Raw genomic sequence first — 16,971 nt, 5'->3', positions numbered from 1 at the left:
GATCCGTCTGGATTCCCGTTCGACCACTTAAGCTGTGCGATAACGAGTGTCGAGGGGAAAGGGCGGGCCGCCAATGCTCGTGCGCGTACAGAATGCCGCTGGCACCCTGGCCGAGCGGGTGCTCATCGATTGGTTGCGCACCTGGAAGGGCCCGGGCGATCCGCACGGGGTGGCCACGGTGAACTGCAGCCTGTTCCACGAGGATCGATTACATCAATTCGATGCGATCGTGTGGACCCCGTCCAGCTGCGTGGTCATCGAGGCCGAGGCGCTGGTGGAGCAGGTGTCCGGCGAGCTGGAGGTGCCGCTGGACGGTCCGTGGCGGGTGGGCAACCAGGTCGTCACCCTCGAGGGGGGCGAACGGCACACACCCCTGGACTCCTCGCGCGATCACACCTACGCGCTGCAGAGCTGGCTGGCCCAGCGCGGCCTAGGGCAGCGGGTCGTGCAGGGCGCGGTGCTGGTGGTGCCGCCGCAGGGGTCGGAACTGCGGGTGCGGCAGTTCTGGAGCGATCCCGGACTCCAGGTGGTGCTCGGCGACAACCCCCGGAATCTGTCCGACTACCTCAACGCGCAGGCCTCGCAGGGGCGCGCGCAATGGACGATCAACGACGTGGCGATGTCGTTCCGCGGGATGAGCATCCTGCCGTATCTGCCCGCGCCGCAGGACCTGGTCGCGGAGGGCTTCGGCGGCCCGGTGGACACCACGCTGTGGCACGGCGGACCGCAGCAGGCCCAGGCCGAGGCGTTCCGGGAGGAGCAGGCGCAGGCCGCACTGACCCCCTCGTCCCGGATGGCCATCGAGATGCCCTGGTACAGCCCGTGGGAGCTCTACCCGAAGCAGGAGGGCGGCATCAATCTGGGCCGGGGGTTCATGCGGGTGGCGCTGCTGCTCGGCATGCTCATCGCGGTCGCGTGGCTGCTGTGGTTCGTGGCCTCGGCGTTCGTGCAGTTCGGCCCGGGCTGAACGCCGCGTACAGCGCGGTCGTCAGGGCGACCGCGATGGCCGCGCCACTCACGATGTCCGTCGGATAGTGGTATCCGAATCCGATCATGCCGATCGCGATCGCCACCAGCAGCACCGCCGCCACGGCGAACTCGGCGGCCCGCACGCGCGCGGTCGGGGCGACGAGCACGAAACCCGTGGCGATCGCGACGAATTGAACGGTGTGGCCGCTGGGATAGGCCAGGTAGTGGTGAAGATGCCGGTGCCACACGTACTTCAGCGCGAACGTGTTGAGCGCGACCACGAGTTCCGGTGCGACGAGCAGGAATCCGGCCCGCCACCAGTCCCGCCGCCACGCGTACCACAGCGCGCCCAGCAGCATGACCGGCACGATGACGTAGGCGTCGCTGGGCGTCACCAGGATCCGGAGCACGGCGGGGTGTGCGTCGAAGGTGGTGTGCACCCAGGAGTCCACGGCCCGGTCGAATCCGGTGGGGCCGGCGCCCGGCGGAAAGGTCAGCGGCAGCAGGACGGTGATCAGCACACCGAGCAGGACGATCGTGGCGAGCAGCGCGGTGCTGCGGATTGCCGGGGTGGACGGTCGGTTCACGCCTCGACCCTAATGGGGCGTGGGGCCGAGGCGACGTCCCACTGATCTCCTACTCCCCTGGTGCGAGCTCGGATCGTCCAGCATCGCCGCGCGCAGGGTGCCGGCGGGGACGCCCATCGCCGCGACGAGGGTGGCCGCGTGCGGGCGCAGCCGGTCCACCAGCTCGTTCACCCCGCGGCGCACCAGCTTTGCCCGGTCCACCGACATGAATCGGTGCATGATGTACCAGGCCTGGTTCTGCTCCAGCGAGGAGTAGACGAACAGGTCGCAGACCGTTTCGGCCAGCGCCCGGGCCTGTGGATCCTCGATCTCGGCGATTCCCTCGATGAACGCCTCCAGCACCAGCCGCTCCATGTGCGCCTCGCCGGCCAGCAGGATGTGGTCCTGGGCGTTGTTGAACGCCTCGAAGGGCCCGGTCTCCCTGGCGCGGGCCCGCAGCCGGTGCGCGGCGGTCCGCACCAGGTAGTCCTCGCGGTCGGCCAGCAGCTGCAACTGCACCGCGCGACGGGACAGGTCACCGTCGTCGACCGAATCGCCGCCGCGGTCGCGCAGCCGCTGAATCAGCTGGCGCACACCGGAACTCTCGCGCACGACGTCGCGGGCCATCGTCGAGGCGAATCGCACCCAGCCCAGCGCGTCCAGATCCCGCACCTCGTCGGAGTAGGCCGTCAGCAGTTCCTTGGCCACCAGCTGGGTGAGCACCACGTTGTCGCCCTCGAAGGTGGTGAACACGTCGGTGTCGGCCTTCAGGGTGACCAGGCGATTCTCGGTCAGATAGCCCGCGCCGCCGCACGCCTCGCGGCACTCCTGGATGCTGCGGGTGGCGTGGCGGGTCTGGGCGACCTTGAGGCCGGCCGCACGTTTTTCCAGGGCCCGCTGCGCGCCCGGATCCAGATCCTGTCCGGTCTGCACCAGATGCATGCGGCGCACCAGATCGTTCTGCGCGAACGCCAGCGCGAAGGCACGCGCCATGTGCGGCAACAGGCGCCGCTGGTGATTGCGGTAGTCCAGCAGCAGCACCTCCTGCCCGGTGTCGGGATCGTCGAACTGGCGGCGCTTCTCGGCGTAGTCGACCGCGATGGTCAGCGCGACCCGCGCGGCCGCGGCGGCCGCGCCGCCAACGCTGACCCGCCCGCGCACCAGGGCGCCCAGGGTGGTGAAGAAGCGGCGGCCGGGATTCTCGATCTCCGAGGAATAGGTTCCGTCCGGGTCGACGTCGGCGTAGCGGTTGAGCAGATTCTCGCGCGGGATGCGGACGTGATCGAACAGGATGCGGCCGTTGTCCACACCGGGCAGCCCGCCCTTGAGCCCGCAGTCGCCCGTGGTGACGCCGGGCAGATCGTTGCCGCCCGCGTCGCGGATCGGCACCAGGAAGCAGTGCACGCCGCGGCCCTCGCCGCCGGTGATCAGCTGCGCGAACACCGCGGCCATGCGGGCGTGTTCGGCGGCGCCGCCGATGTAGTCCTTGCGCGCGGACTCGGTCGGGCTGTGCACCACGAATTCCTCGGTCACCGGATCGTACGTGGCGGTGGTCTCCAGGCTCGCCACGTCGCTGCCGTGCCCGGATTCGGTCATCGCGAAGCAGCCCAGCAGGTCCAGCGTCAGCAGCCGCTTCACCACTTCGGCGTGGCGGTCGGTGCCCAGGTTCTCGACCGCGCCGCCGAACAGGCCCCACTGCACACCGCTCTTCACCCACAGCGACAGATCCGTGTAGGCGAGCATCTCGAGCCCGGTGACCGCGCCGCCGGGATCGCCGGTGCCGCCGTGCTCGACGCGGAAACCCCGTTCGGCCACACCGAATCCCGCGACCAGGCGCATCTGGTCCAGGACCCGCGAGCGCGCCGCCCGGTAGTCCAGATACGGATCGCCGTAGAGGCCCTCGTCGTCCAGCCAGCCGCGGGCCTGCTCGCGCACGTCCCGCCACGGGCCGTCCAGGGCCGCGCGCAGGTGGTCCGCCGTCCGGGTGTCGCTCTCGGATGCCATGATCCGAGCCTATCTTCGGCAGGCCGGGTGCTCCCGCGGGCGAGGGCGCACGTCGGCGCGTCGGTGTATCGCGCGGAGAACCGTCGTCATCGGGACCGTGTGACCGCGACACCGGCGATGAGGTAGATCACTCTGCCCCGGTCGGCCGTGGCTCATATGCGTGCCGGGGCTGACACATTCTTTGCGCACCCCTAACGTTGCTTCATGTGAGTGACGAGGTGGATGCAGTCGAGATCGGAGAGGCGGCGGTCCCGCGTCGGCGGTCCCGCTGGCGACGCGCGATCGACAGGGTGATCGACAGGTTGGTGGCCGAGCGCATCGCCACCGTGGACGCGGTCGTGGAGGCGCCGGCCCCGCTGCGGCCGATCGACCTGTCCGACGACGCCGCCGTCACGCAGGTGATGGAGCTGGCCGAGCGGGTCGGCGAGGTGGTGCTGGCCTCGGGCACCGCGGTCACCGACACCACCACCCAGGTCGAATTCATCGCCGCCACCTACGGTTTGGACCGCTGCGATATCGACGTCACCTACAACTCGATTCGTATCTCCGCCGACCGCGGGCCCAAGCTGCCGCCCGCCTCGACCATGCGGGTGGTGCAGTACCGCACGCTCGACTTCACCCGGCTGGCCGCGGTCGACCGGCTCACCCGCCGCATCCGGCGCGAGGTGGTCCCGCCCGAGGAGGCCCATGCGGCCCTGGACGAGATCACCTCCGCGCCGCATCCCTACAACCGCTGGGTTGCCACCGCCGGCTGGGCGGTGCTGGCGGCCTCGATCGCCTTGCTGCTGGGCGGCGGCATCCTGGTCGCGGCGACCAGCTGCGTGGCCACCGCCGCAATCGACCGCACCAACCGGGCGCTGAACTACCGCGACCTGCCCTCGTTCTTCCAGGCGATGGTCGGCGGCGCGATCGCCACCATCCCCGCGATCCTGCTCGCCACCTTCGCCCTGCACATCGAGGCGAATCCCTCGATCATCGTCGCGGCCGGAATCACCGTGCTGCTCAGTGGATTACAGCTGGTCGGTGCCGTCGAGGACGCGATAACCGGCGCGCCGATCACCGCCTCCGCCCGCATGCTCGAGGTCATGATGATGACCGGCGGAATCATCGCCGGGGTCGCGCTGGCGCTGAAGGCGGCCGATCTGCTGCATGCGGTCGCGCCGCCGATCGACATCTCGTCCTCGACGCAGAGCATCAACAACCTTCCGATGAAGGTGCTCGCCGGTGCGGTGGCCTCGCTGACCTTCGCGTTGGCCTGCTACGCCGAGCGCCGGGCCCTGGCCGCCGCCGGGATGAGCGGTGCGTCCGCCACGGTCTGCTATCTGCTGGTGCAGCAGTCCGGCTTCGGCCCGGTGGTCTCCTCCGGTGTGGCCGCGTGCGTCGTGGGCCTGGCCGGTGGTCTCATGGCCCGCCGGGCGCTGACCCCGCCACTGGTAGTCGCGGTGGCCGGAATCACCCCGCTGCTACCAGGTTTGACGGTGTACCGGGGCCTGTCGGCGCTGCTCAACGGCCACCAGCTGGTCGGATTGAACCAGCTGCTGGCCGCGTTCGGCGTGGGCTGTGCCCTCGCCGCCGGGGTCACCCTGGGCGAATGGTTCGCCCGATTCCTGCGGCGCCCGCGAATCCTGCAGCGATTCCAGGGAATTCGACGGCCGACGTTCCACACCGGCGAGTACCCGATCGTCCCGCCGTCGTAGGCCGCCCGCCCGGTCAGATCCCGATGGTGCGGGCCAGATCCTCGAGGGTGGCGTCGAACAGCGCGTCCGGATCCTCCACGGCCATCGGGTAATTGCCGAACACCTCGAGGGTGACGTGACCGTAGATCCGGGCCCAGAACATGATCATCAGGTATGTCACGCCCAGATCGAGCTTCTCGGCCGGGAAGTCCTGTCCCGATTCGGCAAGCACGGCAAGCAATTCGGTCTGAAACCGCTTCAGATCCGCGCACAGCGCCTCGGGGATCGCGTCCGTCGGCGGGGTCGCGATGTCGTAGGCGGTCAGCAGCCGCCCGGCCGCCTGCAGGAAGATGCGGCCGAACGGCTCGTCGAATTGCCGCATGGCACTGGTGTTCCCGCCCGCCGGGGAGGCGAAGACCAGCGTGAATTCGGGCCCGTGGTCCAGCGCCCAGCGCCGGAAGCCGCGGCAGATGGCCAGCAGCTGCACCATGCCGTCGTCCGGTAGCTCCGCGACCTGCGCGGCCAGCTGAGCCGCCAGCTCCGCGCAGATGTCCAGGCGTAGCGCGGTGACCAGATCCTCGCGCGAGGAGTAGTAGCGATACAGGGCGGGCGCGGTGATGCCGAGGGCGCGCGCGATCGCGCGCAGCGTTACCGCCTCCGGGCCCTGCTCTGCCAGTAGGGTTCTGGCCTCTCGCCGGATGTCCGCGTCGCTCACCGCGGGCACCCGGCCCCGCCTAGCGGGCTCACTCATAAGCAACCTGCCAGCTCTTGATTCCGTTCAACCAACCCGAGCGTAGCCGCACGGGCTCGGAAACCTGACGCAGGTTGGGCATTACGTCGGCAATCGCATTGAAGATGAGATCGAGCTGCAGGCGGGCCAGGTTGGCCCCGACGCAATAGTGCGTGCCGGTGCCGCCGAATCCCACATGCGGGTTGGGGTTGCGCAGGATATCGAACTCGAACGGCTTGTCGAACCGCTCCTCGTCGAAGTTGGCCGAGGCGTAGAACAGCCCGACCCGGTCGCCCTTGTTGATGTGCTGGCCGCCGATCTCGGTGTCGGACAGGGCGGTTCGCTGGAACGCGATCACCGGCGTAGCCCACCGGACGATCTCGTCCGGCGCGGTGCGCGGCCGCTGCTGCTTGTACAGCTCCCACTGCTCGGGGAAGTCGACGAACGCCTTCATGCCGTGGGTCGTGGCGTTACGCGTGGTTTCGTTGCCCGCGACCGCGAGAAGGATGACGAACCAGGCGAATTCGTCCGAGCCGAGCGATTCGCCGTCCATGTCGGCGGTGACCAGCTGGCTGACGATGTCGTCGGCCGGGCACCCGCGCCGCTCCTCGGCCAGATTCCAGGAGTAGCCCATGATCTCGGCCGTGGCCATCTTGTGGTCGCCGCCGAAGTCCGGATCGTCGTAGCCCATCATGGTGTTGGACCACTCGAACAGCTTGCCGCGATCGGACTGCGGGACGCCCAGCAGCTCCGCGATCGCCTGCAGCGGCAGCTCCGAGGCGACCTGGGTGACGAAGTCGCCGCCGCCGGACTTCTTGGCCTCGTGCACGATTCGCTCGGCGCGATCGCGCAGGGCGTTGCGCAGGCTCTCCACCGCGCGCGGGGTGAAGCCCTTGGAGATGATGCGGCGCAGCTTGTCGTGCGAGGGCGGGTCCTGGTTGACCAGCATCCCGCGCTGGATGTCGATCTCCTCGCGGGCGATGTCGTCGTAGAAGCGGATCACCGCCGTGTTCTCGAAGTTCGAGAACACCTCGGGGTTCTTCGAGATCTCCTTGATGTCGTCCAGCCGGCTGACGACCCAGTAGCCGTCGTCGCCGAAGCCGGCGATGTTGTGCGGCTGCTCGACCCACCAGACCGGGGCGGTCTTGCGCAGCTCGGCCCACTCGGCGACAGGCAAACGCTTGGCAAGCAGATCGGGGTCGGTGAAATCGAAGCCGTGAGAGATGGACGGTGCGGACACGGGTGGCCTCCTCTGGAACGAGTTCAGACGAGTGAACCACACCACACCTATTTTGTGAACACCTATTATTAAACTCCGTAAACTTTCGCAGGAGTGGTCGGCGATGTTCTCGCGGACATCGCCCTCGCGCCTTGACCGTCCAACGGCGCCGACGTCGCCCTCGGTATCCAGGAGGGCCGGATTCCCCAGCGCCGGTGCATTATTCGGGAGCCGCCGGACGCCCGACTCATATCGGCGACGCGGAATCCCCGGCCAGCACCAGCTGCGGCATACGTACACCACATCGAAGCGGTCCCCGGGCCACGTCGCGGGCGGCGCGGGCGTCACCGCGCCCAGGTGCTCGATGATGGCCCCGATGTTCCGTACCCACCGGTCTGCGCGGCGGGCGGGCGATATCGGCGGCCCCCAGGGCCTACTCCGGGCCCACGACCACGTCGACCTCCGGTTCCACCGGACTCACGAGCGCCGCCAGGGCAGCGGCCGTCTCCGGGGACAGCATCGTCGCATGCGTGGCGGGCAGGGTGCGCTCGATGACGCGGCCGGTGACGAACTCGCGCCACTCCGCCGGATCGCCGTCCGGATCGGGCTCCAATTCCGGTGTGACATAGACGATATCGCCGTCGAACCGGTCGGGGACGTGGCCCGATTCGATCGGTGTCACCGCCGCGGTGTACATCCGGCGGACCTGCGCGGGCGTCAGCGCCGTCAGTTCGGCCGGAATCGCCGCCATCAGCAGCGCCAGCCGGTCGTCGGGCAGTGCGGCCAGATCCTCCTGCGTGCCGATCTCGATGCCGATCTCCCGCACGGCCGCGGTGAATTCGGCGCGGAACCGGGCCGGATCGGTATGGCAGGTACTGTCCAGCATGGTCAGACCCGCGACCTGCTCGCCCGCGGCCTGCAGTCGCGTCGCGATCGCGTGCGCGATCACCCCGCCGCGCGACCAGCCGAGCAGATGATACGGCCCCTCGGGCTGCACCGATCGGATCGCCGCGACGTAGCGCGTCGCCAGGTCGGCGATCGATCCCACCGGGGTCTGAGGCTCGCCGATCGCCGGCGTCTGCAGCCCGTACAGCGGCTGCCCCGGCAACGATTCGGCCAGCACCGCATAACTCCACGCCAGCCCGAGCATCGGATGCACACAGAACAGCGGGACGCCGCGCCCCTCGGCGCGGATCGGCAGCAGCACGCCCAGGCCGTCGTCGACGCCGGCGCCGGCCGCCGCGGCGGCCACCGTCGCGGCCAGCGCCTCCACCGTCGCCGCGGTGAACAGCCACTGCACCTGCGGACGGATCCCGAACCGCTCGCCCAGCAGGGCCACCACCCGGGTGGCGAGCAGGCTGTTGCCGCCGAGCTCGAAGAAGTTGTCGTCCAGCCCGATCCGCTCGTGATCCAGCGCCTCGGTCAGCACCTCGGCGACGAGCAGTTCGGCCTCGCTCACCGGCGCCCGATAGGCGGTCGCCTCGAACTCCGGCGCGGGCAGGGCCTTGCGGTCGACCTTCCCCGACGCGTTCACCGGCAACGCGTCCAGCGCGACAATGATGTTCGGCACCATGTAATCGGGAACATGTTCCGCCAGAGCCGCTTTCGCGGCCCGGGTGTCGAAATCGGCGGCCGCGGCCACGAAGGCGACGAGCCGGTCGCCGCGCCGGTCATCGGTCACCACGCGCGCCGCGGCCTGCCGCACGCCCTCGAGCCCCATCAGCGCCGCCTCGATCTCGCCCAGTTCGATCCGCAGGCCGCGCAGCTTCACCTGGAAATCGGTGCGGCCCAGATATTCCAGCGCGCCGGCCCGTGTGCGGCGAACCAGATCGCCGGTGCGGTACATGCGCCCGCCCGCGGGATCGTGCGGGTCGGCGACGAAGCGTTCCGCGGTCAGGTCCACCCGGCCCCGATATCCCCGCGCCAGCTGGACGCCGGTCAGATACAGCTCACCGGCCACGCCCGGGGGCACCGGGCGCAGGCGCGAATCCAAGACGTAGACACCGGTATTCATCGCCGGCCAGCCCAGCGGCACCCGCCCGGTCGCCGCGAGAACGTCGGGTGTGCACCGCTGCATCAGGGAGGTCACCGTGGCCTCGGTCGGGCCGTAGTGGTTGTCGACCGAGACGTCCGGGTATCGCCGCCGCATCCGCGTCAGCACGCTGCGCGGCAGCTCCTCGCCACCGGCCAGCACGTGCCGCAGCGACCCGGGCAGCTCGGCGTCCGCACCGAGCAACGACCCGAGTAGCGAAGGCGCACCATTCATCTGCGTGACCGAGTACCGATGCAACAGGCCCAGCAGATAGTCCAGATCCCGCTCGCCGTCGTGCCGGGCCACCACGATCCGCGCCCCGAACAGCAACGGGCCGAACAGTTCCACCACCGAGGCGTCGAAGGTGACCGGAGTCTTGTGCAGCACAACGTCTCCCGGACACAGGACGTAGTGCTCCCGCTCCCACAGCACGTAGTTGACGAGCGCTCCGTGCGGGATCATCACCCCCTTGGGCCGACCGGTCGAACCGGAGGTGAAGATGACGTAGGCGGTATTGGAGGCACGCAGCGGCGCACGGCGTTCGGCATCGCTCACCTGATCGGTACTGTACGCACTCAGCTCCGCCGGGGCGATGCGCAGTTGCCGCCAGCGATCCTCGCCCACCTCCGGCACGCCCGCGCCGAGCAGCACGCAGTGCGGGCGGGCCGTATCCAGGATGTAGCGATTGCGTTCGGCCGGGTGATCCGGATTGAGCGGCACGTAGGCCCCGCCCGCGGCGAGCACCGCGTGAATGGTCACCACCATGTCCAGCGATCGCCGCATGGCCAGGGCCACCATCGATTCCGGGCCGACGCCGTCGGCGATCAGCCGTCGCGCCAGCCGGTTCACCCGGGCCGCGAACTCGGCGTAGGTGAGCGTGGCGTCCTCGGCGACGACCGCGGGCGCGTCCGGCGTACAGGCCGCCTGAGCGGCCAGCATTGCCGGCACCAGGGCAATCGGACGCGGGAGGTGTGTACCGGCGTGCACGAGCGCGGCCTGGCGCTCCGCGGGGCTGAGCAGGTCGATGTCACCGACCGCCAGGGTCGGATCGGCCACCGCTCCCGACAGCAGCCGCTCGAAGCGGCCGGCAAAACCGGCAATGGTCTCGGCATCGAAAAGATCCGTGGCATAGGTCAATTCGGCAATGATCCCGGCGGGCGCGCCATCGGTGTCGAACCGCTCACTCAGGGTGAGGTTCAGATCGAATTGGGATATGCCCGTCTCCGCGGGCAGCAGCCCGATCGACACCTCCCCCAGGTCCAGGCTCGGGGTCTGCTGGTTCTGCAACACCAGCATCGTCTGGAACAGTGGGTTGCGGGCCTGCGACCGTGGCGGATCCAGCACCTCGACCAATCGCTCGAACGGCACGTCCGCATGGTCGAAGGCGGCCAGGTCGCCCGCGGTCACCGCGGCCAGCAGGCTCTCGAAGGAGGCGGCCGGGTCGACCCGGGTGCGCAGCGCCAGGGTATTGACGAACATGCCCACCAGATCGTCGAGTTCGGCCGCGCCGCGGCCCGCGATCGGAGTGCCCACGACGATGTCGTCGATGCCCGAGAGCCGGGCCAGCAGCGCCGCGTACGCGGTGTGTACGACGCCGAACAACGTCGCATGACGTTGCGCGGCAAGCACACCCGCCGCGCGATGCAGGTCGGCAGGCAGCACGAAACGGTGTGTCGCCCCGCGCCCCGAGGCCACCGCGGGCCGGGGCCGGTCCGACGGCAGATCCAGCTGATCGGGAATGCCGCGCAGCGCCGCGGTCCAGTAGGCGAGCTGACGCGCCGCGAGGCTGTCCGGGTCGGTCTCGTCGCCGAGCAGATGCTGTTGCCAGAGTGCGTAATCCGCGTACTGCACCGGCAGGGGGCGCCACTGCGGAGCGCTACCGGCCGCGCGGGCCGCGTAGGCGAGGGCCACGTCGCGGGCCAGCGGCCCCATCGAGAACCCGTCGGCGTTGATGTGGTGGACGACCAGCACCAGCACGTAGTCGCCGGCCTCCGGATCGGCCGACGGAGCGCTCGCGGCGTCGGGTTCCGTGCCGGGGTTCACCCGGAGCAGCGCGGCCCGGAAGGGCGGGGCCGCGGTGACATCGAATCCCGCCCCGACGATCTCGATGAGCCGCGCGGCTACCTGCTCGCCGTCGACATCCTCCGGCGTCAGCGGCGGAACGACCGCGTCCGCGGGCAGGATGTCCTGATACGCCCCCTCGACATCGGAGGGGTAGCGCGTGCGCAGCGCCTCGTGCCTGCCGAGCACATCGCCGGCCGCCGCGGCCAGGGCGGCCACGTCGAGCCGTCCGGTCAGCCGGACCGCGAGCGGGATGTTGTACGCCGGGGAGTCCGGCGCCAGGCGGTTCAGGAACCACATCCGGCGCTGTGCGAACGACAGCGGAATCCGTTGCGGCCGTGCACCGGCCACGAGTGCGGGGCGCGGCGCGGCGGCACCCGCGCCGGAGCGGGCGGCCAGCCGCGCGACGGTCGGCGCATCGAACAGATCCCGCACTCCGAGGCCCGTGCCGAGCGCCGCATTGATCCGGGCCATCGCCCGCATCCCGATCAGCGAGTTGCCGCCGAGGTCGAAGAAGTTGTCGTCCAGCCCGATTCGCGGCGTTCCGAGCAGCTCGGCGAAGACCCCGGCCACGGCGCGCTCGGCAGCGGTGGCCGGTTCCCGGATCTCCGGCCCGGCCGCCGCGTGCACCGGCGGCAGCGCGCGGCGATCGAGTTTGCCGCTCGGCGTGAGCGGCAATCGGTCGAGCACGACCAGGTGATGCGGAACCATGTAGGCGGGCAACCGCTTTCCGGCCGAGTCGCTCACCGCGGCGGTGTCGATGGTCCGTCCGGGCGCCGGCGCCAGGTAGGCGGCCAGGAACTCGCCCACCCGCTCCTGCCGCGCCACCACGACCACCGCCCGCTCGACCCCGGGGGCCTGCGCCAGTGCGGCCTCGATCTCACCCAGTTCGATGCGCAGCCCGCGCAGCTTCACCTGGAAATCGGTGCGGCCCAGGAACTCCAGCTCGCCACCGGCGCCCATTCGGACCCGATCGCCGGTGCGGTACATGCGGGTCCCCGCGCCGCCGAACGGATCGGCGACGAACCGGCCCGCGCTCTGCCCGGCGGCCGCCTCGTATCCGCGAGCCAGCTGCACGCCAGCCAGATACAGCTCGCCGGGAACCCCGGGCGGCACCCGGTGCAGCCGCGAATCCAGCACGTACGCGGTGGTATTGCGGATCGGCCGGCCGATCGGCACCCGGGAGCCCGGCCGCACCGGGCCCGCACACCGGTGCACGGTGGAGGTCACGGTCGCCTCGGTCGGGCCGTAGGTGTTGTCCACGATCGCGCCGTGCCGCTCGTGCGCCCGCGTCAGCAGCGCGGGCGGCAGCTCCTCGCCGCCGAGCGAGAAGTACCGCAGCGAGGCTGGTAGCTCCGCGGAGTCGTCGGCGAGCAGCAGCGCCAGCAGCGACGGTACGAACTCGAGGATCGCCACGTCGTATCGTCGCGCTGTCGCCAGGAGGTAGTCCGGGTCCAGATGGCCGTCGTGGCGGGCGATCACCAGCCGCGCGCCGATCTGCAACGGCAGGAACAACTCCCAGACCGAGGCGTCGAACGTGAAGGGCGTCTTGTGCAGCACCGTGTCGCCGGGGCCGAGGTCGTATTGCTCACGCATCCACCGCATCTGGTTGACCACCGCGCGATGGGTGATGACCACGCCCTTGGGCCGGCCGGTGGATCCCGAGGTGAACAGCACATAGGCGGCATTCGAATCGCGCAGCGGCGCACGCCGGTCCGCGTCGGTCACCGGATCGGGCGAGTACGGTGACAGGTCCAGTTGATCGATCCGCACGCCCAGATCCGGATCCGCGCCCGCGGTCAGCACGCAGACCGGCCGGGTGGTGTCCAGGATGTAGCGAATCCGTTCGATCGGATGATCCGGATCGATCGGCACGTAGGCCCCACCGGCGGCGAGCACGGCGTAGACCGCGGCCAGCATGTCGGCCGACCGGCGCATCGCCACCGCGACCCGGCTCTCCGGCCGCACTCCCGCCGAGATCAGCTGGCGGGCAAGGCGATTCACCCGCGCCGCGAATTCGGCGTAGGTCCACTCCCGCTCGTCGAAGACGACCGCGACGGCGTCGGGGGTCCGGGCGGCCTGCGCGGAGAAACCGTCCCACAGGGTGCCGGGCGTGGCGCCGGGGCCGCTGACCGACGCCAGCAGCGCCCGCTCGGAGGCCGACAGCAGCTGGATGTCCCCGACGGCGACCTTCTCGTCGTGGCTCACCTCGGTCAGGATCGCCACGTAGCGCCGCGCGATGGATTCGGCGGTGGCGTGGTCGAACAGGTCGGTGGCGTAGTCGATCGCACCGGCCACGGCGCCGCCGGGCTCCTCGGTCAGCGTGACGCTCAGATCCAGCTTGGCGACCGTGATGTCGAGCCCGACCGGCTCGATCTCCAAGGCGGACAACGCGATCCGCGGCTGCTCGAAGTTCTGCAGCATCAGCAGCACCTGGAACAGCGGCGCGTAGGCCAGCGCGTGGCCGGGCCGGACCAGCTCCACCACCCGGTCGATGCCCAGGTCCCAGTTGTCGAAGGCGGCCAGGTCGGTCTCCCGCACCGACTCGATGAGCTCGGAGAACGACTGCCCGGGCGGGACTTCGGTGCGCAGCGCCAGGGAGTTGCCGAACATGCCGACCAGATCGTCCAGCTCCGGCTCCCCGCGCCCGGAGATCTGGGTGCCGATGGTGATGTCGGCGGTGCCCGACAGCCGCGCCAGCAGCACGGCCAGGGCGGCGTGCGCGACCATGAACAGCGAGGCATTGTGCGCGTCGGCGATGCGCCGCAGCCCGGTGACGACGTCCGCGTCGACGGCGAACGCGACCATGCCGCCGCGGCCCGAGGGCAGCGCGGGGCGCGGGCGGTCTGCGGGCAGCTCGAGCAGTTCGGGCGATCCCTCCAGCCGTTCGCGCCAGTAGCGGGCCTGGGTGGCCGCCAGGGATTCGGGGTCGGTCTCGTCGCCGAGCAGATCCCGCTGCCACAGCACGTAATCGGCGTACTCCACCGCCAGCGGGGCCCACGCGGGGGCCGATCCGACGCTGCGCGAGTGATAGGCGCTGACCATGTCCCGCGCCAGCGGCGCGAGCGAGGTGCCGTCGCAGGCGATGTGGTGCGCGACCACGGCCAGCACGTGCTCGCGGGCGCCGATCCGGAACAGCCTGGCCCGCAGGGGAAGATCGGTGCGTAGGTCGAAGCCGGCCGCGGCGCCCAGCAGCAGGCGCCCGGAGAGCTCCTGCGCGGCTACGGGTTCGGGTGTCAGCTCGGGGACGGCCTCGCCGACCGGCAACACCCGCTGCACCGGCTGTCCCTCGTGGGCGGGGTAGATCGTGCGCAGCGGCGCGTGCCGGGCGATCACGTCGGCCAGCGCCGCGCGCAGGGCACCCAGGTCGAGGTCGCCGGTCAGCCGCATCGCGAACGGAATGTTGTACGACGGTGAGGCCGTGTCGAACTGGTTGGTGAGCCACAGCCGCTGCTGGGCCGCGGACACCGGCAGCGGATCGGGCCGCTCGCGGCGCACCAGCGGCGGGCGCCGTCGCTCGGACTGGGTACCCACCGCGGCGGCCAGCTCGGCGATGGTGTCGGCGGTGAAGAACAGCCGCGGCGGCACCCGCAGGCCGAGCTCGGCCCCGATCCGCGCGGCCGCGCGCACCGCCAGCAGCGAATTGCCGCCCAGGGCGAAGAAATCGTCGTCGAGCCCGACCCGCTCCACGCCCAGGACCTCCGCGATGGCGGCGGCGACGGCGCGCTCGTGATCGGTTGCGGGCGCGCGGTATTCGCGCATCGACAGCGGCGGATCCGGCAGCGCGGCCCGGTCCAGCTTGCCGACCGGGGTCAGCGGAATCCGGTCCAGCACCAGCACGACGGGCGGGACCATGTGGGCGGGCAGGGTGGCCGCGACGAAGTCGCGCACCCGCTGCGGATCCGGCGCGGTGCCGGGCGTGGCCACCACGTATCCGACCAGGATCGTTTCCCCCGAGGGTGTTTCGCGCCCCAGGGTGACCGCGAAATCGACCTCCGGATGCGCGGTCAGGGCCGCGTCGATCTCCCCCAGCTCGATCCGGAAGCCGCGGATCTTCACCTGGAAGTCGTTGCGCCCCAGGTATTCCACGTTCTCGCGCGCCCCGGTGCGGGCCAGATCGCCGGTGCGGTACATCCGCCCGCCCGGCAGCCCCGCCGGATCGGCCACGAACCGCGCCGCGGTCAACCCCGGGCGACGGTGATATCCGCGCGCCAGGCCCGGCCCGGCCAGATACAGCTCGCCCGCCTCCCCGCCCGGCGCCGCACCGAGGCGGGTATCGAGGATCTGCGAGGTCATCCCCCGGATCGCGCGGCCGATGGTGACCGGTTCTCCCGGCACCAGCGGATCGCTGATATTGGTCATGATGGTGGTCTCGGTCGGCCCGTAACCGTTGTGGAATCGGCGCATACCCCCGCTCGCGAGCGGTATCGCCCAGCGCTGCACCAGCTCCGGCGGGCAGGCCTCGCCCCCGGCCACGACGACGGCCAGCTCGTCGAGCCCGGCCGGATCCACAGACGCCAGCGCCGCGGGGGTCACGAAGGCATGCGTGACGCGTTCGCGCCGCAACAGCTCGGCCAGCTCGGCGCCGCCGTAGATCTCCGCGGGCGCGATCACCATGCTCGCACCCGCGCCGATGGCCAGCAGCAGCTCCAGCACCGAGGCGTCGAAGCTGGGCGAGGCGAAGTGCAGGGTCCGCGACCGCGCGGTCACCGCGTACCGTTCCCGTTGCTCGGCACAGAAATTCGCAAGCCCAGCATGGGTGACGACCACGCCCTTGGGCAGCCCCGTCGAGCCGGAGGTGTAGATCACGTACGCCGGATGCGCGCCCAGCAACGGGCGCACCCGATCCTCGTGCGTAACCGGTTCGGAACCCACGGCGTCCAATCGGCCGCCGAATTCGGGATCGTCGAGGACCAGCCAGGAGTCCCCGGGCAGCCGGTCCACCGTCGCGCGGATCGAAAGACCCAGCACCGCACCCGAATCGGAGACCAGATGTGCCACCCGATCGGGCGGGTAGTTCGGATCCACCGGCACGAACGCCGCGCCCGCCTTGGCCACCGCCCACACGGCCGCGACCGACCACACCGAGCGCTCGATGCCCACGGCGACCAGATCCTCGGGCCCGATGCCGCGGGCGATCAGCACTCGCGCCAATCGCGTTGACCAAGCATCCAGTTCGCGATAGGTGAGCGACCGGTGCACATCGCGCACCGCGACGCCGCCCGGATTTGCTTCGACCGCCAGGCTCAGCAGGGTGGGCAGCGTGCGAACCGCGGGCACCCGGCGCGGGCGCGGGCGGGGGCGGCCTGCCGCGCGCCGGGCCGTCCCGGGAGATTCATTCGACGACATTCGATCCCCCGGCTTGCGCGCGAATACTCGGTACCGCCTTTCGGAAATCGCCACCCCGAAGGGTGGCGGCGCATAAACAGTCGGTCCCGAGCATCCTTCTTTTCCCTATTCGGCGGCCCCGTCCGGGCCCATCTCAAGCGTATCGGCGCGTGATCGCGCCGAGTTACGCCCGGGCGGGCTCTTTTCCGGGGCTCGGCGGCCCGGAATCGTGGGCAAACGCCGGATCCGGGGCGATCGACCCGGCGAAATAGAGGTGGCGAATGCGCGCGATGTGGGTACCGTCACAAACCGCCCCCGTCCGTACCGGCCGAATTCCCCGGTCGGCGACCGACGGACGAGGGCGAACCGTCCGAAAGTTCGATTCG

7 protein-coding genes are annotated in these 16,971 nt (G+C 70.5%); 2 read left to right on the top strand and 5 right to left on the bottom strand.

The features are described from left to right. Nucleotides 1-73 precede the first annotated feature (73 nt). Nucleotides 74-967 (top strand): NERD domain-containing protein, encoded by an 894-nt coding sequence (locus ABH933_RS31590; RefSeq protein ID WP_429423350.1) that lies wholly within the window; start codon nt 74-76, stop codon nt 965-967. Here ABH933_RS31590 and ABH933_RS31585 read toward each other — a convergent pair. Then, a complete protein-coding gene (locus ABH933_RS31585; RefSeq protein ID WP_429423349.1) occupies nt 903-1,556 on the bottom strand; it encodes a phosphatase PAP2 family protein in 654 nt (217 codons plus the stop codon). The two genes, ABH933_RS31590 and ABH933_RS31585, sit on opposite strands and share 65 nt — an antisense overlap. A gap of 9 nt (nt 1,557-1,565) precedes the next feature. Beyond that, nucleotides 1,566-3,539 (bottom strand): acyl-CoA dehydrogenase, encoded by a 1,974-nt coding sequence (locus ABH933_RS31580; RefSeq protein ID WP_429423348.1) that lies wholly within the window; start codon nt 3,537-3,539, stop codon nt 1,566-1,568. Nucleotides 3,540-3,820: 281 nt separating this feature from the next. On the opposite strand from ABH933_RS31580, the gene ABH933_RS31575 reads away from it, so the two are divergent. Further along, the gene (locus tag ABH933_RS31575) at nt 3,821-5,236 is read left to right on the top strand and encodes a threonine/serine ThrE exporter family protein (RefSeq protein ID WP_215917315.1); all 1,416 of its coding nucleotides are present in this window, start codon (nt 3,821-3,823) and stop codon (nt 5,234-5,236) included. Between the two features lie 13 nt (nt 5,237-5,249). Here ABH933_RS31575 and ABH933_RS31570 read toward each other — a convergent pair whose 3' ends face one another. The 3 genes from ABH933_RS31570 to ABH933_RS31560 all read right to left on the bottom strand — a co-directional run bounded on the left by ABH933_RS31570 (nt 5,250) and on the right by ABH933_RS31560 (nt 16,606). Then, nucleotides 5,250-5,966: a TetR/AcrR family transcriptional regulator gene (locus tag ABH933_RS31570; RefSeq protein ID WP_429423347.1), complete on the bottom strand. Its 717-nt coding sequence runs from the start codon at nt 5,964-5,966 to the stop codon at nt 5,250-5,252. Continuing rightward, nucleotides 5,959-7,185, bottom strand: a complete 1,227-nt coding sequence (locus ABH933_RS31565) for a cytochrome P450 (RefSeq protein ID WP_429423346.1) — start codon at nt 7,183-7,185, stop codon at nt 5,959-5,961. Before ABH933_RS31565 ends, ABH933_RS31570 begins: the two co-directional genes overlap by 8 nt. 412 nt (nt 7,186-7,597) lie before the next feature. Continuing rightward, entirely contained in the window at nt 7,598-16,606 is a 9,009-nt protein-coding gene (locus ABH933_RS31560; protein ID WP_429455184.1) for an amino acid adenylation domain-containing protein, read from the bottom strand. Nucleotides 16,607-16,971: the final 365 nt, after the last annotated feature.

Source organism: Nocardia sp. GP40 (assembly GCF_050434125.1).
Classification (GTDB): Bacteria; Actinomycetota; Actinomycetes; order Mycobacteriales; family Mycobacteriaceae; genus Nocardia; species Nocardia albiluteola.
The sequence above is the reverse complement of the archived record's forward strand: the minus strand, read 5'-3'. Positions and strand labels throughout refer to the sequence as shown.